The following is a 20,715-nucleotide window of genomic DNA, read 5'->3' as shown; positions in this document are numbered from 1 at the left end:
AGAGGTTATCAGGCTTTCACTACAGCTTCATCAGCCTGGGAAGACTGAATGGCGGTCAGCGCCACGGTGTAAACAATGTCGTCTACCAGTGCGCCACGTGACAGGTCGTTCACCGGCTTGCGCATACCTTGCAGCATTGGCCCGATGGACACCAGGTCAGCAGAACGCTGTACCGCTTTGTAGGTGGTGTTACCGGTGTTCAGATCCGGGAAGATGAACACGGTAGCCTGGCCCGCAACCGGTGAGTTAGGCGCCTTGGATTTGGCTACGTCAGCCATGATCGCGGCGTCGTACTGCAACGGACCGTCGATGATCAGGTCAGGACGTTTTTCCTGTGCCAGACGGGTCGCTTCACGCACTTTCTCAACGTCGCTGCCCGCACCGGAGTTGCCGGTGGAGTAGGAGATCATCGCTACGCGTGGTTCGATACCGAAAGCGGCGGCAGAGTCGGCCGACTGGATTGCGATCTCAGACAGTTGCTCAGCGGTTGGATCCGGGTTGATCGCACAGTCGCCGTACACCAGAACCTGGTCAGGCAGCAGCATGAAGAACACGGAGGATACCAGCGAGCTGCCCGGTGCGGTTTTGATCAACTGCAGCGGTGGACGGATGGTGTTGGCGGTGGTGTGAACCGCGCCGGAAACCAGCCCGTCAACTTCGCCTTTCTCCAGCATCAGGGTGCCGAGAACCACGTTGTCTTCCAGTTGCTCACGCGCAACCACTTCGGTCATGCCCTTACTCTTACGCAGCTCAACCAGACGCGGCACATAGAGTTCGCGGACGGCGACCGGATCAACGATTTCGATGCCTTTGCCCAGTTCAACGCCCTGAGCGGCAGCAACGCGCTTGATCTCTTCCGGATTACCCAACAGCACGCATTCTGCGATACCGCGTTCAGCACAGATAGCTGCCGCTTTCACGGTACGCGGCTCGTCACCTTCAGGCAGGACGATGCGTTTGCCGGCTTTGCGTGCCAGCTCGGTCAGTTCGTAACGGAATGCCGGTGGGGACAGACGACGTGAACGCTCGGAGGTGGCGGTCAGAGACTCGATCCACTCGGCGTTGATGTGGCTGGCCACGTAGTTTTGCACTTTCTCGATGCGCTGATGGTCGTCCGCCGGTACTTCAAGGTTGAAGCTTTGCAGGCTGAGTGAGGTCTGCCAGGTGTTGGTGTCGACCATAAATACCGGCAGGCCGGTCTGGAAGGCACGTTCACACAGTTTTCTGATCGGCTCGTCGATGGCATAGCCACCGGTCAGCAGGATGGCGCCGATTTCTACGCCATTCATCGCAGCCAGACAGGCAGAAACCAGCACGTCAGGACGGTCTGCCGAGGTCACCAGCAGCGAGCCCGGGCGGAAGTGCTCCAGCATGTGCGGAATGCTGCGCGCACAGAAAGTCACAGACTTCACGCGGCGGGTCATGATGTCGCCTTCATTGACCACGGAGGCCTTCAGGTGACGAGCCATGTCGATAGCGCGGGTGGCGATCAGATCAAAGCTCCACGGCACGCAACCCAGAATCGGCAGCGGGCTGTTGGCGAACAGCTGCGCCGGGTCAACGTTGGTCACGCTGGCCTTGGTGGAGTCGTCGAAGATCTCAGACAGGTCAGGACGAGTGCGGCCCTGCTCGTCAACCGGGGCGTTCAGCTTGTTGATGATCACGCCGGTGATGTTTTTGTTTTTGCTGCCGCCGAAGCTGCTGCGGGCCAGCTCGATGCGCTCTTTCAACTGTGCCGGGGAGTCGTTGCCCAGCGCCAGCACGAAGACGATTTCTGCATTCAGCGTTTTGGCAATTTCGTAGTTCAGCGCGTTGGCGAACTGATGCTTACGGGTCGGTACCAGACCTTCGATCAACACCACTTCTGCGTCTTTGGTGTTTTCGTGGTAGCGAGCCACGATCTCTTCCATCAGCTCATCTTGCTTGTTGGAGCTCAGCAGGCCTTCAACGTAGCTCATGCGCAGCGGTTCGGCCGCGGTGATGGTGGAGTTGCTGCTGCGGATGATGGTGGTGGTTTGATCGAGCGAGTCGCCGCCAGTACGTGGCTGTGCGATAGGTTTGAACACGCTCAGGCTAACGCCTTTTTGCTCCATGGAGCGAATGACACCCAGGCTGACGCTGGTCAGGCCGACGCTGGTGCCAGTGGGGATCAACATAATTGTACGTGACACAGAATAGTCCTCTTCACGAATTAACATGAGGCTAAAACAGCACCGTCAGCCTGGGCTGACGGTGTCGGAGAGCGTTACGCGGTCAGACGGGATGCGTCTTGCGCGATGACCAACTCTTCGTTGGTCGGGATAACCAGCGCCAGGCGACTACCGTCTTTGGTGATGGCACCGGATTTACCGAAGCGTGCAGCCATATTGCGGTCGTGGTCAACTTCGAAGCCCAGCAGGCCCAGTTTGTTCAGGGTCAGTTCACGCACCATACCGGCGTTTTCACCGATACCGCCGGTGAAGACGACTGCGTCCAGACGGCCGTCCATCAGTGCGCTGTAGGCACCGATGTACTTGGCCAGGCGGTGGCAGAATACGTCCATCGCACGCTTGGCGTCGGCTTTGCTTTCGTAGTTGTCTTCAACATAACGGCAGTCGCTGGTGACTTCGGTCAGGCCCAGCAGGCCGGATTCTTTGGTCAGCATTTTGTTGATTTGATCAACGCTCATGCCCAGGGAGTCATGCAGGTGGAAGATAATGGCAGGATCGATGTCACCGCTACGGGTACCCATGACCAGGCCTTCCAGCGGGGTCAGACCCATGGAGGTGTCAACGCATTTGCCGTTGCGCACTGCGGTAACGGAACCGCCGTTGCCCAGGTGGCAGGTGATCAGGTTAACTTCTTCAACCGGTTTGTTCAGCGCTTTGGCCGCTTCTTGAGTCACGTAGAAGTGGCTGGTGCCGTGTGCGCCATAGCGGCGAACGCTGTGGTCACGGTACAGGCTGTACGGCAGGGCGTACAGGTAGGATTCTTCCGGCATGGTCTGGTGGAACGCGGTGTCGAACACGGCAACGTTTTTATCCGCCAGTTTAGGGAAAGATTTCAATGCTTCAGCGATACCAATCAGGTGCGCCGGGTTATGCAGTGGTGCAAAAGGCACCGAATCTTTGATACCCTGCAGGACTTCGTCATTGATCACGGCAGAAGCAGTAAACTTCTCGCCGCCGTGCACAATACGGTGACCGATAGCGGTCAGCTGTGCAGAAAGCTCAGGTTTTTGTGCCAGAATTGTATTAACAATGTAGTTCAGTGCTTCGCTGTGCGCAGCGCCGGCGCCCAGAGCCGCTTCGTGTTTCGCGCCGTCCATCTTCCACTTGAGGCGAGCCTCAGGCAGGTGGAAACATTCGGCTAAGCCGGAGAGGTGTTCTTCACCGTTGACAGCATCGATGATAGCGAACTTCAGGGAAGAACTGCCGCAGTTCAGGACCAGTACTAGCTTACTCGACATGGAAGTACCTACTTAAATAGTTCGTGTTGTTAAAGGAAAGACCAAAACACGTGGTGAATTAATCGTCAATCAGACAACAAGCGTAGCGCATAATGCCGTTGACATTTATGATTAACATCATGTGAATTGCACAAACCACATGACGATGAAAAAACCGATGATTTCTCTGCGGTTTAAGTAATCTTGATTTTTATAGGGCTAAAAGTTGACAGAATTCTTGTCATCTTCTACCGGCCAAAAGGCCGGCTTAGGATACCGATAGCCTGAGGCAAACACAAAATAAATTTAAAGCTTCAACTTTTTTAGTATTGTGTTGGCTGTGTCCTTATTTTTCTTTGTGACGTTGAGGTACGCAATGACGAGCAAACCGTCCGGTTCCGTTAGCTGGTTTCAGGTCTTCCAGCGCGGGCAGCATTATATGAAAACCTGGCCGTCGGACAAACGTCTGGCTCCGGTCTTTCCGGAGAATCGCGTTGCGAGTGCCACCCGTTTTGCCGTCCGCTTTATGCCGCCGCTGGCGGTGTTCGCCCTGACCTGGCAGATTGCCCTGGGTGGGCAGTTGGGCCCGGCGATCGCCACCGCGCTGTTTGCGTGCAGCATGCCGATGCAGGGTCTGTGGTGGTTGGGCCGTCGTTCGGTCACCCCGTTGCCACCAACGCTGCTGCAATGGTTCCACGAAGTCCGCAACAAGCTGGCGGAAGCCGGTCAGGCGGTAGCACCGGTAGAAGGCCCGCCGACCTACCAGGCGCTGGCGGAGCTGCTGAAACGCGCCTTCAAGCAGTTGGATAAAACCTTCCTGGATGACCTGTAACCACAAAAATGGCCGCATTGGTTGCGGCCTGGTTGCTGTTCCAGCCAATAACCCCGGTTTAAATCAAAGAACCGGCGAGTTGTGATTTCCTGCGATATTGCGCTGTGCGATGCTTCCGCCATTAGTAATTTATCGAGGAAATTATAATGGAAATGACCCACGCCCAACGGCTGATCCTGTCGAACCAATACAAAATGATGACCATGCTGGATCCGGATAACGCCGAGCGTTACCGCCGCCTGCAGACCGTTATCGAACGTGGTTTTGGCCTGCAGATGCGCGAGCTGGATCGCGACTTCGGCGAAATGAGCGAAGAGGTGTGCCGCACCATTATCAACGTGATGGAAATGCACCATGCGTTGCAGGTCTCCTGGGATAACCTGAAGGAAAAACAGGGAATTGAGGCACGCCGTCTGGCATTTCTCGGCTTTGACGCCGCAACCGAAGCGCGTTATCTGAGCTATGTGCGTTTCCTTGTGACCACCGAGGGGCGCTATACTCATTTCGATTCTGGCAGCCACGGCTTTAATGCCCAAACCAAAATGTGGGAAAAGTACCAGCGGATGCTGGCTATCTGGCTGTCATGCCCACGTCAGTATCACCTGAGCGCCGTTGAGATAGCGCAAATTATCAATGCCTGATTAAAAGAGGTTTCCTGTGGAGTGTAAGGGTTTTCTGTTCGATCTTGATGGGACGTTGGTTGATTCACTGCCGGCGGTAGAGCGCGCCTGGATTAACTGGGCCAAACGCCGCGACATTAATCCGCAGGACGTACTGGATTTCATTCACGGTAAACAGGCCATTACCTCGTTACGCCACTTTATGCCGGGTGAAAGTGAGGAAGCCATCCAACAGGAGTTCCTGCTGCTGGAGCAGGTGGAAGCGCAGGACACCGACGGCGTCACGGCATTGCCGGGGGCCGCTGCCTTGCTGGAGCGCTTGAATCGCTTAGATATCCCGTGGGCGATCGTTACCTCTGGGTCGATCCCGGTCGCTACCGCCCGTCGTAATGCGGGTGGTTTGCCGCAGCCGGAGGTGTTCATCACCGCCGAGCAGGTAAAACATGGCAAGCCACAGCCGGATGCCTATCTGCTGGGCGCTGAGCGCCTGGGGTTGGCACCCCAGGACTGTGTGGTGGTGGAAGACGCCGCCGCCGGTATCCTTTCCGGGTTGGCTGCGGGTTGCCAGGTGATTGCGGTCAACGCACCAGCCGACGCCCCCAAGCTGGAGCAGGTTGATCTGCTGTTAACCTCGCTTGAGCAGATTGCGGTGAGTAAAACGGAACAGGGTGCGGCGATAAGCCTGGTCGCCTGACCGAGTCTATCTTCACCCAAATTGATTAGACCCCGCACCGGCGGGGTTTTTTTATGCTAATTTTTAAGCCTTTGGATATCTCTGCCGGATGAGGCCGTTTTGAACAGCGAATTACTGTGGGTGCTGAGTTTACTGTTGATTGCCATCGTGCTGTTTACCACCAACAAGCTGCGGATGGACGTAGTGGCATTGCTGGTGATCATCGCTTTTGTGTTGAGCGGCACGCTGACCTTGGCGGAGGCCACGGTGGGTTTCAGCGATCCCAATGTGATCCTGATCGCCGCGCTGTTCGTGATTGGTGAAGGGTTGGTGCGCACCGGCGTGGCTTATCAGGTAGGGGACTGGCTGGTGAAGGTGGCCGGCAGCAGCGAAACCAGGATGCTGATGTTGTTGATGGTCACCGTGGCTGGACTCGGGGCTTTTATGAGCTCGACCGGTGTGGTGGCGATCTTTATTCCGGTGGTACTCAGCGTGGCGGCGCGGATGAAAATCGCACCGGGCAGGTTGATGATGCCACTGAGCTTTGCCGGTTTGATCAGCGGCATGATGACCCTGGTGGCAACGCCGCCGAACATGGTGGTCAACAGTGAGCTGGTCCGCGAGGGTATCAGTGGTTTTGGCTTCTTCGGCGTAACCCCGGTAGGTCTGGCGGTGCTGGTGTTGGGCGTGGGGTACATGCTGGTGGCCCGGCGCTGGTTGGCCAATGACGACGGTGATAAAACGCGTGAAACCTGGCAGCGCCGTACCTTCCGCGATCTGATCCGTGACTATAAGCTGACCGGACGTGCCCGTCGCTTGGCACTGCGCAGCGGCTCGCCGCTGGTCGGTCACTCTCTGGACGAGCTGCACCTGCGCGCCCGCTACGGCGCTAACGTGGTGGGGATTGAACGCTGGAAACGTTTCCGGCGGGTGATGGTCAGCGCATCCGGCAGCACCGAGCTGCGCGAAGGGGACGTACTGTTGCTCGACATGTCGGACAGCCAGGTCGATCTGCGTGAGTTCTGCAGCGAACAGCAGCTGGAGCCGATGGTTCTGCGCGGCGATTATTTCTCCGAACAGTCGCGCAACGTCGGCATGGCGGAAGTGTCGCTGATCCCCGATTCAACGTTATTGGGCAAAAGCCTGCGCGAGTCAGCCTTCCGCAGCCGCTACGATCTGAACGTGGTTGGTATTCGTCGCAATGGCGAAACCCTGTCAGGCAAGCTGGTGGATGAGCCCCTGGCGTTGGGTGATATTCTGTTGGTGATCGGCGACTGGAAGGCGATCCGCCAGTTGCAGGCGAAAACCCATGATTTTATCGTGCTCAATCTGCCGGCCGAGGTTGATGAAGTAGCACCGGCGATTACCCAGGCACCGCACGCACTGTTCTGCCTGGCGTTGATGGTCGCGATGATGCTGACCGATGAAATCCCCAACCCGATCGCCGCGCTGATTGCCTGCCTGCTGATGGGCAAGTTTCGCTGCATCGACATGGAAAGTGCCTATAAGTCGATTCACTGGCCGAGCATTATTTTGATTGTCGGTATGATGCCGTTTGCCCAGGCGCTGCAAAAAACCGGCGGGGTCGATTTGATCGTGCGTGGTTTAATGGACGTGGCGGGTGATGCTGGACCGCGGGTGATGCTGGTGTGCCTGTTTGCCCTCTGCGCCACTATCGGCCTGTTTATCTCCAACACCGCCACCGCGGTGCTGATGGCGCCGATCGCCATTGCGGCCGCGCGTGAAATGGGCGTTTCGCCTTACCCCTTTGCGATGATCATTGCCATCGCCGCTTCGGCCGCATTTATGACACCGGTTTCTTCACCGGTAAACACGCTGGTGCTGGGGCCGGGAAACTATAAGTTCGGTGATTTTATCCGCATGGGCGTGCCATTCACGCTGTTGGTGATGGTAGTCAGCGTGATTATCGTGCCTTGGTTGTATGCATTCTAATTAACGGCGCAGCCTGCTGCGCCATGAGAATTACAGGGAAGAATCCAGGCTGATTTCATCCAGCGACAGGCTGAAGCTGGGGATAAACACGTTCATGAAATAATCCATCTCCGGGCTGCTACGCTGCTGCAGGGTTTTTTCCAGTCGTGCTTTTGCCAGCTTGAATTCGTTATTGCCAGCAGATAACTCTTCCAGACATTTCAGGTAGGCGCACAGCGCATCGGCCTGTTTCACCACCAACTTTTCGTCTTCGGTGTAATAGTGTTCGTCGAGGATCGAGCGGAAATCGTTGCGTAATTCCGCCGGGATCATATCCAGCAGCTTCTGCTGGGCGATCTTTTCGATCTTCTTATACTCGTGGGCGATCTGCGGATTGTAGTATTTGATCGGCGTTGGCATGTCGCCGGTGATCACTTCGCTGGCATCGTGGTACATCGCCAGCAGGGCGACGCGATCGGCGCTCAGGTTGCCATTGAATTTTCGGTTTTTGATCACCGCCAGGGCGTGGGCAACGAATGCCACCTGCAGGCTGTGTTCGGAAACGTTCTCGGTGCGAACATTGCGCATCAGCGGCCAGCGGTTAATCAGTTTCAAACGGGACAGATGGGCAAAAAAGTGGCTCTGGCTCATGGTGCTCTCTTTTACAACGGCAAGTGAGGGTTCCATTGTGAGCAGTGACGGCGGGTTATGCAACTCGGGCTGTGCGGTGTGGGTCTGCGGGTGGGGGCGTGGGGCAGCAGGCTGCCCCGGCGGAGATTACTGACGGTAGCCTTCCAGGAAGCGGCCCAGTTTGCCCACTGCCATTTCCAGTTCATCCACCCGTGGCAGAGTCACGATGCGCACGTGGTCCGGATACGGCCAGTTGAACGCACTACCCTGTACCAACAGCACTTTTTCCTGCAGCAACAGGTCCAGCACCAATTTCTGATCATCGTGAATGTTAAAGCGTTTAGCGTCGATGCGCGGGAACATATACAGCGCTCCCTGAGGTTTCACGCAGGAAACGCCCGGAATTTGGTTCAACAGTTCCCAGGTACGGTTGCGCTGTTCATACAGACGCCCGCCCGGTTGAATAAATTCGTTGATGCTCTGGTAGCCACCCAGCGCGGTTTGGATCGCATGCTGCATCGGCACGTTGGCGCACAGCCGCATGGATGCCAGCATTTCCAGCCCTTCGATATACCCCTTGGCGTGCTTCTTCGGCCCGTTCAACACCATCCAGCCCTGGCGGAAACCCGCCACGCGATAGGTTTTTGACAGTCCGTTAAAGGTCACGGTCAGTAGATCCGGCGCCAGTGCAGCGATCGAATGGTGCTCGGCTTCGTCATACAGAATCTTGTCGTAGATTTCATCAGAAAAGATGATCAGGTTGTGCTGACGGGCGATCTCAACAATCTGCTCCAGCAGTGCCTTGCTGTAGACCGCGCCGGTCGGGTTGTTTGGGTTGATGATCACAATGCCGCGGGTGCGTGGGGTGATCTTGCTGATGATATCGTCCAGATCCGGGAACCAGCCGGCTTCTTCATCACACAGGTAATGCACGGCTTTGCCGCCGGACAGCGAAACAGCCGCGGTCCACAGCGGGTAATCCGGCGCCGGTACCAGCATTTCGTCGCCGCTGTTGAGCAGCGCCTGCATGGATTGCACAATCAGCTCGGAAACCCCATTACCGATGTAGATATCCTCAACGGTCACGTCACGTATGTTGCGCGCCTGATAGTGCTGCATGATCGCTTTACGCGCCGAGAAGAGCCCTTTGGAATCGGAATAGCCTTGCGCCGTGGGCAGATTGCGGATCACGTCGACCAGGATTTCATCAGGGGCGTCAAAACCAAACGGGGCAGGGTTGCCGATGTTCAGTTTGAGGACTTTATTGCCTTCTTCTTCAAGACGTTTAGCTTCTTTGAGCACCGGGCCGCGAATGTCATAACAGACGTTGTCCAGTTTGCTGGATTTCTCAATGGGGGACATAGAAAGTTGAGCCTTTTGCTGGGATAGGGGCGTTCCTACCGTGGAACACCGCAACCTGCTCAATGTACTCCTGGCGCAGATGCTTTTGAAGGGTTGTGCACGCCTTTGGTGCAAACGAAGGGCTCAACGGGGGATTTCAGGGATGATGAACAATGCTAAAGTGGTTTGTTGGTATTTAATTCCAGTGTTTATTATTTTATTGGTTTTTTATTCTGTTGTGATGAGGCCATTATAGAGATAATGGCCCCATGTTATTGATGCAATGCTGACGGAACCGTACTCACTGTTAAGCTACATAGGGGATTTAGCGGAGATAAACTGTAAAGAAATGATAATGCCAGAGTAGTCTGATAGTCGCTTGTCCAGGCTCACTCCAAACTGAATCATAAGAAAATTCACATTAGCGCTATTTTAGTTTCTCTGTTAAGCCGCGTTTAAGTAGTTATTCCTTAGTTATTCACGGGATAAATGTTACTGATTGAATTTATTAAAATCATTAAAAAATGTACCGGCTGTTACAAGAGGAACGTCTTACTCTTTTGCGTATGAGAATACGCTGAGGCCAGTCTGGCTGCGGAGGTTGTGCAGCACAATTGGTGTGGTAATCCCGCTATCTGAATGAGTAAAATATTTTGTTCGGTAAAAATGAAACACTTGCACCACTTATAACGTCAGACGTTGTATAAGCATTCTCGATAGATCACATTTTAAAAGGCGATAGAGGTAACGAAATAAAAGTAATTTTTTTGCCCTCCACTAATGAGTGGGGTACTGTCATGTCTGGCATCGTCCCTTTTAAACGATGTCTTAGAAACACACCAGGGTAGTTTGTAAATTAGAATTTAAAAAGTGAAGAAAACACTATGACAACTGCAAATCGTCCGATACTCAATCTCGACCTCGATCTGCTAAGAACCTTTGTAGCTGTTGCTGATTTGAATACTTTTGCGGCGGCGGCAGTCGCCGTTTGTCGTACTCAATCAGCCGTCAGCCAACAAATGCAGCGGTTAGAGCAACTGGTTGGCAAAGAGTTGTTTGCCCGTCACGGGCGCAATAAATTACTGACTGAACACGGTATTCAGCTTCTCGGCTACGCCAGAAAAATTCTGCGCTTTAACGACGAAGCCTGTACCTCTCTGATGTACAACAATATTAAAGGTGTTCTGACTATTGGCGCTTCTGATGATACCGCCGATACCATCCTGCCTTTCCTGCTTAACCGCGTCACTTCTGTGTATCCAAAACTGGCGATTGATGTGCGGGTGAAACCCAGCTCGTTTATGATCGAGATGTTGGAAAACGGTGAAGTTGATCTGGCGATTACCACGATGGCTACCGAAGATCGCCCGCACATTGTGCTGCGTACTTCGCCAACCCTGTGGTATTGCGCGGCGGATTACCATTTTCAGGCCGGTGAACCGATCCCGTTGGTGGTGATGGACGAACCCAGTCCGTTCCGCGCGATGGCGATTAAACACCTGGATGACGCCGGGATCCCATGGCGCATTGCCTATGTGGCTTCGACGCTGTCCGCCGTTCGTGCAGCCTGCAAGGCTGGGTTGGGCATCACCGTGCGGCCAATTGAAATGATGAGTCCGGACCTTGCGGGTGCTCGGCGCAGCGGAAGGTTTGCCGACGTTGCCGGACACGCAATACAGCTTGTGCAAAGACCTGCAGTGCGGCAACGAGCTGGCGATGGCCATTTTCAGTGCCATGCAGAACGGTAACGATAACTACAGCTTCAATGGGCCGAGTAGCTCGTTGCAGGATGATACCTGTCTGGTTGACGATGAGGAATAACGCCAAAACGCATTAAATCCGGTCATAAAACCTCTGCTTAGGCGGAGGTTTTTTTTGCTCTGAATTCAGTGAGAATTTAATTTATGAGAGGTTCGTTTTATTTTCATGGCGAAGTGGTTATTTGTTTGACTAAAGCGTTGCCGATGAGAACGGTTATCAGACGAAGGAATAGCCTTTCGGTTATTTTTTGAACGAATAATTATAAAGGTAAAGGCCTGGAATCAATATGGTTATTTTGGTAGTTTGTGCCGGGATAATTTGACCGGCGTAATTGACAAAATTTATTAAAGGGCCACACTTTTTTTGAGGGTTTATGCTGAAAACGTGTCCTGGATCAAAAAAATACCCCTAGGTAGTGAGTGGAAGAACAGGAGATTCCTGAGACAATGGTATAGTAAAACTGAAATGAGCATGTTGGTTTATATCTATCTGTTTCTACACATCAATTAACTGACACGATTTAGCCTAAGCCAGGCGCATCAAATGTTAATTAAATGATATGTATGTAAACTAGTGTGTAGATACTTTTGTCAAAGTTGACAAAAGGTTATAGAAAGGAGTAAAAAGCCCACAGTAAAACGCTGGCTAACTTGCTGTAATAGCAGTTTGTTTGTGTGGTTTATTTATCCTTCCCTTAAATCGATGTGGTGCACTAACTGCCAGAAACAAGAGCAGAGCGATCGACGCCACTTTTGATGAGTAAGCATAGAGTATGTCAACAACCACTGAAGTTATCGCTCATCACTGGGCGTTCGCCGTATTTTTTGTCGTGGCAATCGGGCTTTGCTGTTTAATGCTTATGGGTGCGTTCTTCCTGGGTGGGAGAGCCCGTGCGCGCGCCAAACATACCCCGTTTGAATCAGGCATCGACTCGGTCGGTACGGCGCGCATGCGTCTGTCCGCCAAGTTCTACCTGGTCGCCATGTTCTTCGTTATTTTCGATGTTGAAGCCTTGTACCTGTACGCCTGGTCGGTCTCCATACGTGAGAGCGGGTGGGTAGGCTTTATCGAAGCCGCCATTTTCATTTTGGTGTTATTGGCTGGGCTGGTTTATCTGGTGCGTATTGGCGCATTGGATTGGACTCCGGTGCGCTCCCGGCGCCAGAGCAAGCCAGGCACAATCAAAAACGCCACTAACAGTCATCCGCAGTAGTCGGTTAAAAACGAGGCATTAAGATGGACTATACGCTCACCCGCATAGACCCGAACGGTGAGAACGACCGTTACCCCCTGCAAAAACAGGAGATCGTTGCCGATCCCCTGGACCAACAGGTTCACCGCACGGTTTACATGGGTAAACTCGAACATGCATTGCATGACATGGTGAACTGGGGGCGTAAAAACTCTATTTGGCCGTATAACTTCGGCCTTTCGTGCTGTTACGTGGAGATGGTGACGTCGTTTACCGCCGTTCACGACGTGGCGCGTTTTGGTGCTGAAGTTCTGCGTGCATCACCGCGTCAGGCTGACCTGATGGTGGTGGCCGGTACCTGCTTTACCAAGATGGCCCCGGTTATCCAACGTCTGTACGAACAGATGCTGGAACCAAAATGGGTGATCTCCATGGGGGCCTGTGCCAACTCCGGCGGCATGTACGATATCTATTCCGTAGTACAGGGTGTGGACAAGTTCCTGCCGGTCGACGTGTACATTCCTGGCTGCCCACCGCGCCCGGAAGCTTACATGCAGGCACTGATGCTGTTGCAGGAATCTATTGGCAAAGAACGCCGCCCTCTGTCCTGGGTTGTCGGCGATCAGGGTGTTTACCGCGCCAACATGCAGTCTGAAAGAGAGCGTAAACACGGCGAGCGTATCGCGGTGACCAACCTTCGGACGCCTGACGAGATTTAAGACGTTCATTTAACGTCCATCTTAGTGCGCTATTGGTTAACACAGCGAAAAGTGAACTTGCGGCGAAATAACCCTTCAGTGTGGTGAAAAAAATTATGACAGATTCAACGACGCACGACGCATTGCCGGCCTGGCAAACCAGAGATCACCTTGACGATCCGGTGATTGGCGAACTGCGCAACCGTTTTGGGCCGGAAGCCTTTACTGTTCAGCCTACCCGTACCGGAATACCCGTGGTATGGGTCAAAGCCGATCAGTTACTGGAAGTAATGACGTTTTTGAGAAAGCAGCCGAAGCCTTATGTCATGCTGTTCGATCTGCATGGCATGGACGAGCGTCTTCGTACCCACCGCGACGGCCTGCCTGCTGCGGATTTTTCTGTTTTCTATCATCTGATTTCTATCGAACGCAACCGCGACATCATGCTGAAAGTGGCGCTGTCTGAAAAAGACCTGCACGTGCCCACAGCGACCAAGGTATTCCCTAATGCCAACTGGTATGAGCGTGAAACCTGGGAAATGTTCGGTATTACCTTCGACGGCCACCCGCACCTGACGCGCATCATGATGCCGCAAACCTGGGAAGGCCACCCGCTGCGTAAAGATTACCCGGCGCGTGCCACCGAATTCGATCCCTTTGTGTTGACCAAACAGAAAGAAGATCTGGAAATGGAAGCGCTGACTTTCAAACCGGAAGACTGGGGCATGAAGCGCGGTACCGAGAACGAGGACTTCATGTTCCTTAACCTCGGCCCGAACCACCCGTCTGCGCACGGTGCATTCCGTATCATTCTGCAGTTGGATGGTGAAGATATTGTCGACTGCGTACCAGATATCGGTTACCACCACCGTGGCGCCGAGAAGATGGGCGAGCGTCAGTCTTGGCACAGCTATATTCCGTACACCGACCGTATCGAGTACCTCGGCGGCTGCGTGAACGAGATGCCTTACGTGCTGGCAGTTGAGAAACTGGCAGGCATCAAGGTGCCGGATCGCGTTGATACCATCCGCGTGATGCTGTCCGAACTGTTCCGTATCAACAGCCACCTGCTGTACATCAGTACCTTCATTCAGGACGTCGGCGCCATGACCCCGGTGTTCTTCGCCTTTACCGACCGTCAGAAAATCTACGATCTGGTTGAAGCGATCACCGGTTTCCGTATGCACCCGGCCTGGTTCCGTATTGGTGGTGTCGCACACGACCTGCCGCGCGGATGGGATCGTCTGCTGCGCGAGTTCCTTGAGTGGATGCCAAAACGTCTGGATTCTTACGTCAAGGCTGCACTGAAGAACAGCATCCTGAAAGGCCGTTCCGTTGGCGTGGCATCCTACAATGCGAAAGAAGCGTTGGAGTGGGGCGTCACTGGCGCGGGCCTGCGTGCCACCGGTATCGAGTTTGATGTGCGCAAATGGCGTCCATATTCCGGCTATGAGAATTTCGATTTCGAAGTTCCGGTCGGTGACGGCAACAGCGACTGCTACACCCGAGTGATGCTGAAGGTGGAAGAGCTGCGCCAGAGCCTGCGCATTCTCGAACAGTGCCTGAACAACATGCCGGAAGGCCCGTTCAAAGCCGATCACCCGCTGACCACGCCGCCGCCGAAAGAGCGCACGCTGCAGCACATTGAAACGCTGATCACCCACTTCCTGCAGGTTTCCTGGGGCCCGGTGATGCCAGCCAACGAATCATTCCAGATGATTGAAGCCACTAAAGGGATCAACAGCTACTACCTGACCAGCGACGGCAGCACCATGAGCTACCGTACCCGGGTACGTACGCCAAGCTTTGCGCACCTGCAGCAAATCCCAGCGGTAATCCGTGGCAGCCTGGTCTCCGACCTGATCGTCTATCTGGGTAGTATCGATTTTGTAATGTCAGATGTGGACCGCTAACTATGCATGATCAAAAAGACAATCACGCGAATAACCCCGCGCTTGAACCTATCAATGCGGCCGCTCCTCAGAGCGGCGTTGATGCATTTGAGCTGAGTGCGGAAGAACGTGATGCGATCGAGCACGAAAAGCACCATTACGAGGACCCACGCGCCGCCTCTATCGAAGCACTGAAAATTGTGCAGAAGCAGCGTGGCTGGGTTCCGGATGGGGCGATTTATGCCATCGCGGAACTGCTGGGCATTCCTGCCAGCGACGTAGAAGGCGTGGCCACGTTCTACAGCCAGATTTTCCGTCAGCCAGTAGGACGTCACGTGATCCGTTATTGTGACAGCGTTGTTTGTCACATCACCGGTTACCAGGGCATTCAGGCCGCCATTGAGAAGAAGCTGAGCATCAAACCGGGTCAAACCACCTTTGATGGCCGTTTCACTCTGCTGCCAACCTGCTGCCTGGGCAACTGCGATAAAGGGCCGACCATGATGATTGATGAGGACACTCACAGTCAGCTGAAGCCTGAAGATATCGAGACGCTACTGGAGCAGTATCAATGATTAAAGACATTGTGCGCACTCCCGAAATGCACCCGCTGACCTGGCGGCTGCGCGATGACAAACAGCCGGTCTGGCTGGATGAATACCGCAGCAAGAACGGCTATGCCGGTGCCGAAAAGGCCATCAAGGGCCTGGCCCCGGACGAGATCGTCACCCTGGTGAAAAACGCCGGGCTGAAAGGTCGTGGCGGTGCAGGTTTCTCCACCGGTTTGAAGTGGAGCCTGATGCCGAAAGACGAATCCATGAACATCCGTTACCTGCTGTGTAACGCCGATGAAATGGAGCCGGGCACCTATAAAGACCGCTTGTTGATGGAGCAACTGCCGCACCTGTTGGTGGAAGGCATGTTGATCTCGGCGTTCGCGCTGAAGGCCTATCGCGGCTACATCTTCCTGCGTGGTGAGTACATCGAAGCTGCGGTGCATTTGCGCCGGGCGATCGCTGAAGCCACCGAAGCCGGTTATTTGGGCAAGAACATCATGGGCAGCGGCTTCGACTTCGAGCTGATTGTTCATACCGGCGCCGGTCGCTACATCTGTGGCGAAGAAACCGCACTGATCAACTCGCTGGAAGGCCGCCGTGCCAACCCGCGTTCCAAGCCACCTTTCCCGGCGTCCTCCGGTGTCTGGGGCAAACCGACCTGCGTCAATAACGTAGAAACCCTGTGTAACGTTCCGGCGATCCTTGACGGCGGCGTTGACTGGTACAAGGGGATCTCCGCCGGCAAGAGTAACGATGCCGGTACCAAACTGATGGGCTTCTCCGGCCGGGTGAAAAACCCAGGCGTTTGGGAGCTGCCGTTTGGTACCACCGCACGTGAAATTCTGGAAGATTACGCCGGTGGCATGCGTGACGGTCTGCGTTTCAAAGCCTGGCAGCCAGGCGGCGCGGGCACCGACTTCCTGACCGCCGATCACCTCGATCTGCCGATGGACTTCGAGAGCATCGGTAAAGCCGGCAGCCGTCTCGGTACCGCGCTGGCGATGGCCGTAGACCACGAGATTGGCATGGTTCCGCTGGTGCGTAACCTGGAAGAGTTTTTCTCTCGCGAGTCCTGCGGCTGGTGTACACCATGCCGTGACGGTCTGCCGTGGAGCGTGAAGATCCTGCGTGCGCTGGAAAACGGCGAAGGGCAGCCGGGGGATATCGAAACCCTTGAGCAACTGTGCCGTTCTCTCGGCCCGGGCAAAACCTTCTGCGCCCATGCGCCAGGTGCCGTAGAGCCACTGCAAAGCGCGATTAAATATTTCCGTGAAGAGTTCGAAGCGGGCATTGCCGTGAAGCACTTTAGTAACGCGCATGCGATTGGCGGTATTCAGCCAAACAATCTGCTGAAGCAACGCTGGTAAGCCGACTCGCCCCGACGACACGGCCAGAATTTTTGATTAACGCCTGCCGCAAGGCAGGCCACTTGGAAGCATGCTGACTATGGCTACGATTCATGTAGACGGCAAAGAATACGACGTAGATGGGGCCGACAACCTGCTGCAGGCTTGTCTCTCCCTCGGGCTCGATATTCCTTACTTTTGCTGGCATCCGGCGCTGGGAAGCGTCGGCGCTTGCCGCCAATGTGCGGTAAAGCAATACCAAAACGCGGAAGATACGCGTGGCCGTTTGGTGATGTCTTGTATGACACCGGCATCCGATGGAACCTTTATTTCCATTGACGATGGCGAAGCCAAACAGTTCCGCGAAAGCGTGGTTGAGTGGTTGATGACCAACCACCCGCACGACTGTCCGGTATGTGAAGAAGGCGGTAACTGTCACCTGCAGGATATGACAGTAATGACCGGCCACAGCTTCCGTAAATACCGTTTCAGTAAGCGTACTCACAACAACCAGGAGCTGGGGCCGTTTATCTCGCATGAGATGAACCGCTGTATCGCCTGTTACCGTTGTGTGCGCTACTACAAGGATTATGCGGACGGCACCGATTTCGGTGTGTACGGCGCGCACGACAACGTCTACTTCGGTCGTACCGAGAGCGGCACGCTGGAAAGCGAGTTCTCCGGTAACCTGGTGGAAGTGTGCCCGACCGGCGTGTTCACCGATAAAACCCACTCCGAGCGGTATAACCGTAAGTGGGACATGCAGTTTGCGCCAAGCATCTGCCAGCAGTGCAGCATCGGCTGTAACACCAGCCCTGGCGAGCGCTATGGTGAACTGCGTCGTATCGAAAACCGTTATAACGGCAGCGTGAACCACTACTTCCTGTGTGACCGCGGCCGCTTCGGTTATGGCTACGTGAACCAGAAAGATCGTCCACGTCAGCCACAACAACTGCGTGGCAACGACTGGATCACCCTGAACGCCGAGCAGGCGATGCAGGGCGCGGCAGATATTCTGCGTCAGGCGAAGAAAACCATCGGCATTGGCTCACCACGCGCCAGCCTGGAAAGTAACTTTGCACTGCGTGATTTGGTGGGTGCCGAGAACTTCTACACCGGTATCTCGCAGGCCGAGCAGGGCCGTCTGGACCTAATGCTGAACGTGCTGCAAAACAGCGGCGTTCACACGCCTGCGCTGCGCGAAATCGAAGGTTACGACGCGGTGCTGGTGCTGGGTGAAGATCTGACCCAGACCGGCGCACGTATTGCCCTGTCGGTACGTCAGGCGGTGAAGGGCAAGGCTCGCGCCATGGCTGCGGCCCAACGCGTTGCCGACTGGCAGATTGCTGCGGTGCAGAACATCGGCCAGCACGCCAAACACCCGCTGTTCGTTACCAACGTGGATAACACCCGTCTGGACGACATCGCGGCATGGAACTACCGTGCACCGGTGGATGAGCAGGCGCGCTTCGGCTTCGCTATCGCCCATGCGCTGGACAACGCGGCACCGGCGGTCAACGATTTGGCTGATGGCCTGAACAAGAAAGTCGACATTATCGTGCAGGCGCTGACCGACGCGCGTAAACCGCTGATCGTTACCGGCAGCAACGCTGGCAGCGAAGCCATCATCGAAGCGGCGGCCAATATCGCCAAAGCGCTGAAGGATCGCGGTTCTGACGTCGGCATCACCTTTGTCGCCAGCGCTGCCAACAGCATCGGTTTGTCGATGATCGGCGGCGGTTCGCTCGATCAGGCACTGACCCAATTGGAAAGCGGCGAAGCCGACACGGCCATCGTGATGGAAAACGATCTCTACCGGCATGCGCCGGCGGCGAAAGTGGACGCTGCGCTGGCCAAGGTCAGTAACCTGATCGTGGTCGATCACCAGCGTACCGCCATCATGGACAAGGCTAACCTGATCCTGTCGGCGGCCAGCTTCGCCGAAAGCGACGGTACTCTGGTCAACCAGGAAGGCCGCGCACAGCGTTTCTTCCAGGTTTACGATCCGGCGTACTACGACGACGCGAAGAAAGACGTTTACACCGTGATGCTGGAAAGCTGGCGTTGGATGCACTCGCTGCATTCCACCTATACCAGCCGCCACGTGGATTGGACGCAGCTCGACCATGTGATCGAAGCCTGTGTCACCGCGTTGCCGCAGTTGCAGGGTATTGTCGACGCTGCGCCGGATGCGAGTTTCCGTATCCGCGGCCAGAAACTGGCACGTTCTCCGATTCGCTCCAGTGGCCGTACGGCGATGCGCGCCAATATCAGCGTGCACGAACCGCGTCAGCCGCAGGATAAAGACACCATGTTCGCCTTCTCAATGGAAGGGAATAACAGCCCGTTTGCCGATCGTCAGCAGATCCCGTTCGCCTGGGCACCAGGTTGGAACTCACCGCAAGCCTGGAACAAATTCCAGGCCGAAGTGGGTGGCAAGTTGCGTCATGGCGATCCGGGCGTGCGCTTGATCGAAGCGGGGGAGGGCAAGCTGGGTTACTTCACCCAAGTGCCTGCCGCCTTTGGTCAACAGCAAGGCTGGCGTGTCGCGCCGTATTACCACCTGTTCGGCAGTGATGAAATGTCACAGCGTTCCGGGGTGATTCAGCAGCGCATGCCGGATGCCTATGTGATGGTCAACCCGACCGACGCTGCTGCGCTTGGCGTCAATGCCGGTGCGCTGGTGGAGTTCAGCTGTGCGGGCCAGACCTTGCGTCTGCCGGTGCGTCTGAGTGAAACCCTGGCCCAGGGCCAGGTGGGCTTACCGCTCGGCTTGCCAGGGATCTCGCCGGTACTGGTGGGTGCAACGGTTGAAAATCTGCGGGAGGCAACACGATGAGCTGGTTTACCCCTGAGGTGATCGACATTCTGATCTCCATTCTTAAAGCGGTAGTGATCCTGCTGGTCGTAGTCACCTGTGGGGCATTCATGAGCTTCGGCGAACGCCGTTTGCTCGGCTTGTTCCAGAACCGTTATGGACCGAACCGTGTCGGCTGGGGTGGCTCACTGCAGCTGGTCGCCGATATGATCAAAATGTTCTTCAAGGAAGACTGGGTACCGAAATTCTCCGACCGGGTGATCTTTACCCTGGCGCCGATGATCGCCTTTACTTCCCTGTTGCTGGCATTTGCCATCGTCCCGGTCAGTCCGACCTGGGCGGTGTCTGACCTTAACATCGGTATTTTGTTCTTCCTGATGATGGCCGGCCTGGCGGTTTACGCCGTGCTGTTTGCCGGCTGGTCGAGCAACAACAAATACTCGCTGTTGGGGGCGATGCGTGCTTCTGCGCAAACCCTGAGCTACGAAGTGTTCATCGGCCTGTCGTTGATGGGTGTGGTGGCGCAGGCGGACTCCTTCAACATGCAGGCGATCGTTGAGTCTCAGGCGCACATGTGGAACGTCATCCCGCAATTCTTTGGTTTCATTACCTTTGCGATTGCCGGCGTGGCGGTGTGTCACCGTCACCCGTTTGACCAACCGGAAGCCGAGCAGGAACTGGCTGACGGTTACCACATTGAATATTCCGGCATGAAGTTCGGTCTGTTCTTCGTGGGTGAATACATAGGTATCGTCACCGTTTCTGCCCTGATTGTGACGTTGTTCTTCGGTGGCTGGCAGGGTCCTTTCCTACCGCCATTCATCTGGTTCGCGCTGAAAACGGCTTTCTTCATGATGATGTTCATTCTGATTCGTGCTGCTCTGCCACGCCCACGCTATGACCAGGTGATGTCCTTCGGCTGGAAAGTCTGTCTGCCGTTGACGCTACTGAACCTGCTGGCGACTGCCGCAGTCATTTTGTACAACGCTCAATAAG

At 55.1% G+C, this 20,715-nt stretch carries 15 protein-coding genes and 1 pseudogene; 12 read left to right on the top strand and 4 right to left on the bottom strand.

The annotated features are described in order from the left end of the window. Window positions 1–8: 8 nt before the first annotated feature. Together pta and ackA are read right to left on the bottom strand one after the other, a co-directional pair. Window positions 9–2,171: a phosphate acetyltransferase gene (gene pta / locus F8R23_RS08065; RefSeq protein ID WP_099061644.1), complete on the bottom strand. Its 2,163-nt coding sequence runs from the start codon at window positions 2,169–2,171 to the stop codon at window positions 9–11. Window positions 2,172–2,245: 74 nt separating this feature from the next. Then, a complete protein-coding gene (gene ackA / locus F8R23_RS08060; protein ID WP_129936559.1) occupies window positions 2,246–3,448 on the bottom strand; it encodes an acetate kinase in 1,203 nt (400 codons plus the stop codon). Between the two features lie 355 nt (window positions 3,449–3,803). Between ackA and yfbV the strand changes: the two genes are divergently transcribed. From yfbV to F8R23_RS08040, 4 genes are all read left to right on the top strand, one after another. After that, on the top strand, window positions 3,804–4,259 hold the full coding sequence (gene yfbV, locus F8R23_RS08055; RefSeq protein ID WP_112348843.1) for a terminus macrodomain insulation protein YfbV: 456 nt from the start codon (window positions 3,804–3,806) through the stop codon (window positions 4,257–4,259). A gap of 146 nt (window positions 4,260–4,405) precedes the next feature. Further along, entirely contained in the window at window positions 4,406–4,900 is a 495-nt protein-coding gene (locus F8R23_RS08050) for a YfbU family protein (RefSeq protein ID WP_099061613.1), read from the top strand. A gap of 16 nt (window positions 4,901–4,916) precedes the next feature. Beyond that, complete coding sequence (locus F8R23_RS08045; RefSeq protein WP_129939158.1) at window positions 4,917–5,573, top strand: sugar phosphatase; 657 nt, start codon at window positions 4,917–4,919, stop codon at window positions 5,571–5,573. A 99-nt stretch (window positions 5,574–5,672) separates the two neighbouring features. Continuing rightward, complete coding sequence (locus tag F8R23_RS08040; protein WP_232810750.1) at window positions 5,673–7,505, top strand: SLC13 family permease; 1,833 nt, start codon at window positions 5,673–5,675, stop codon at window positions 7,503–7,505. A 30-nt stretch (window positions 7,506–7,535) separates the two neighbouring features. Here F8R23_RS08040 and yfbR read toward each other — a convergent pair whose 3' ends face one another. Together yfbR and F8R23_RS08030 are read right to left on the bottom strand one after the other, a co-directional pair. After that, a complete protein-coding gene (gene yfbR / locus F8R23_RS08035; RefSeq protein WP_037421003.1) occupies window positions 7,536–8,135 on the bottom strand; it encodes a 5'-deoxynucleotidase in 600 nt (199 codons plus the stop codon). Between the two features lie 126 nt (window positions 8,136–8,261). Continuing rightward, window positions 8,262–9,476 (bottom strand): pyridoxal phosphate-dependent aminotransferase, encoded by a 1,215-nt coding sequence (locus tag F8R23_RS08030; protein WP_112348845.1) that lies wholly within the window; start codon window positions 9,474–9,476, stop codon window positions 8,262–8,264. 863 nt (window positions 9,477–10,339) lie between these two features. On the opposite strand from F8R23_RS08030, the pseudogene lrhA reads away from it, so the two are divergent. The 8 genes and pseudogenes from lrhA (at window position 10,340) to nuoH (ending at window position 20,714) form a co-directional block, all read left to right on the top strand. Then, window positions 10,340–11,276: pseudogene (gene lrhA / locus F8R23_RS08025) on the top strand (transcriptional regulator LrhA). Window positions 11,277–11,988: 712 nt separating this feature from the next. Further along, window positions 11,989–12,429 carry an NADH-quinone oxidoreductase subunit A gene (locus F8R23_RS08020; protein WP_012146022.1) on the top strand — a complete coding sequence of 147 codons (441 nt, stop codon included), beginning with the start codon at window positions 11,989–11,991 and terminating at the stop codon, window positions 12,427–12,429. Window positions 12,430–12,452: 23 nt separating this feature from the next. Next, the gene (locus tag F8R23_RS08015; protein WP_004947278.1) at window positions 12,453–13,127 is read left to right on the top strand and encodes a NuoB/complex I 20 kDa subunit family protein; all 675 of its coding nucleotides are present in this window, start codon (window positions 12,453–12,455) and stop codon (window positions 13,125–13,127) included. Window positions 13,128–13,222: 95 nt separating this feature from the next. Further along, the gene (nuoC, locus tag F8R23_RS08010; protein ID WP_099061608.1) at window positions 13,223–15,019 is read left to right on the top strand and encodes an NADH-quinone oxidoreductase subunit C/D; all 1,797 of its coding nucleotides are present in this window, start codon (window positions 13,223–13,225) and stop codon (window positions 15,017–15,019) included. 2 nt (window positions 15,020–15,021) lie between these two features. Beyond that, window positions 15,022–15,573: an NADH-quinone oxidoreductase subunit NuoE gene (nuoE, locus tag F8R23_RS08005; protein WP_099061607.1), complete on the top strand. Its 552-nt coding sequence runs from the start codon at window positions 15,022–15,024 to the stop codon at window positions 15,571–15,573. Beyond that, window positions 15,570–16,922, top strand: coding sequence for an NADH-quinone oxidoreductase subunit NuoF (gene nuoF, locus F8R23_RS08000; protein WP_129939157.1), 1,353 nt, complete (start codon window positions 15,570–15,572; stop codon window positions 16,920–16,922). The genes nuoE and nuoF overlap by 4 nt, the downstream gene beginning before the upstream one ends. Window positions 16,923–17,001: 79 nt before the next feature. Continuing rightward, window positions 17,002–19,740, top strand: coding sequence for an NADH-quinone oxidoreductase subunit NuoG (gene nuoG / locus F8R23_RS07995; RefSeq protein WP_112349013.1), 2,739 nt, complete (start codon window positions 17,002–17,004; stop codon window positions 19,738–19,740). Beyond that, entirely contained in the window at window positions 19,737–20,714 is a 978-nt protein-coding gene (nuoH, locus tag F8R23_RS07990; protein ID WP_085117774.1) for an NADH-quinone oxidoreductase subunit NuoH, read from the top strand. The genes nuoG and nuoH overlap by 4 nt, the downstream gene beginning before the upstream one ends. Window position 20,715 lies beyond the last annotated feature (1 nt).

This window comes from Serratia proteamaculans (assembly GCF_008830365.1).
In the GTDB taxonomy this organism is placed as follows: domain Bacteria; phylum Pseudomonadota; class Gammaproteobacteria; order Enterobacterales; family Enterobacteriaceae; genus Serratia; species Serratia proteamaculans.
This window is presented reverse-complemented; position numbering and strand designations above follow the sequence as displayed.

What these genes read in the sequence shown, in the direction of transcription:
- ackA (WP_129936559.1), bottom strand. Translation starts at nt 3,448, where the DNA reads ATGTCGAGTAAGCTAGTACTGGTCCTGAACTGCGGCAGTTCTTCCCTG.
- yfbV (WP_112348843.1), top strand. Translation starts at nt 3,804, where the DNA reads ATGACGAGCAAACCGTCCGGTTCCGTTAGCTGGTTTCAGGTCTTCCAG.
- F8R23_RS08050 (WP_099061613.1), top strand. Translation starts at nt 4,406, where the DNA reads ATGGAAATGACCCACGCCCAACGGCTGATCCTGTCGAACCAATACAAA.
- yfbR (WP_037421003.1), bottom strand. Translation starts at nt 8,135, where the DNA reads ATGAGCCAGAGCCACTTTTTTGCCCATCTGTCCCGTTTGAAACTGATT.
- F8R23_RS08030 (WP_112348845.1), bottom strand. Translation starts at nt 9,476, where the DNA reads ATGTCCCCCATTGAGAAATCCAGCAAACTGGACAACGTCTGTTATGAC.
- F8R23_RS08020 (WP_012146022.1), top strand. Translation starts at nt 11,989, where the DNA reads ATGTCAACAACCACTGAAGTTATCGCTCATCACTGGGCGTTCGCCGTA.
- F8R23_RS08015 (WP_004947278.1), top strand. Translation starts at nt 12,453, where the DNA reads ATGGACTATACGCTCACCCGCATAGACCCGAACGGTGAGAACGACCGT.
- nuoC (WP_099061608.1), top strand. Translation starts at nt 13,223, where the DNA reads ATGACAGATTCAACGACGCACGACGCATTGCCGGCCTGGCAAACCAGA.
- nuoE (WP_099061607.1), top strand. Translation starts at nt 15,022, where the DNA reads ATGCATGATCAAAAAGACAATCACGCGAATAACCCCGCGCTTGAACCT.
- nuoF (WP_129939157.1), top strand. Translation starts at nt 15,570, where the DNA reads ATGATTAAAGACATTGTGCGCACTCCCGAAATGCACCCGCTGACCTGG.
- nuoG (WP_112349013.1), top strand. Translation starts at nt 17,002, where the DNA reads ATGGCTACGATTCATGTAGACGGCAAAGAATACGACGTAGATGGGGCC.
- nuoH (WP_085117774.1), top strand. Translation starts at nt 19,737, where the DNA reads ATGAGCTGGTTTACCCCTGAGGTGATCGACATTCTGATCTCCATTCTT.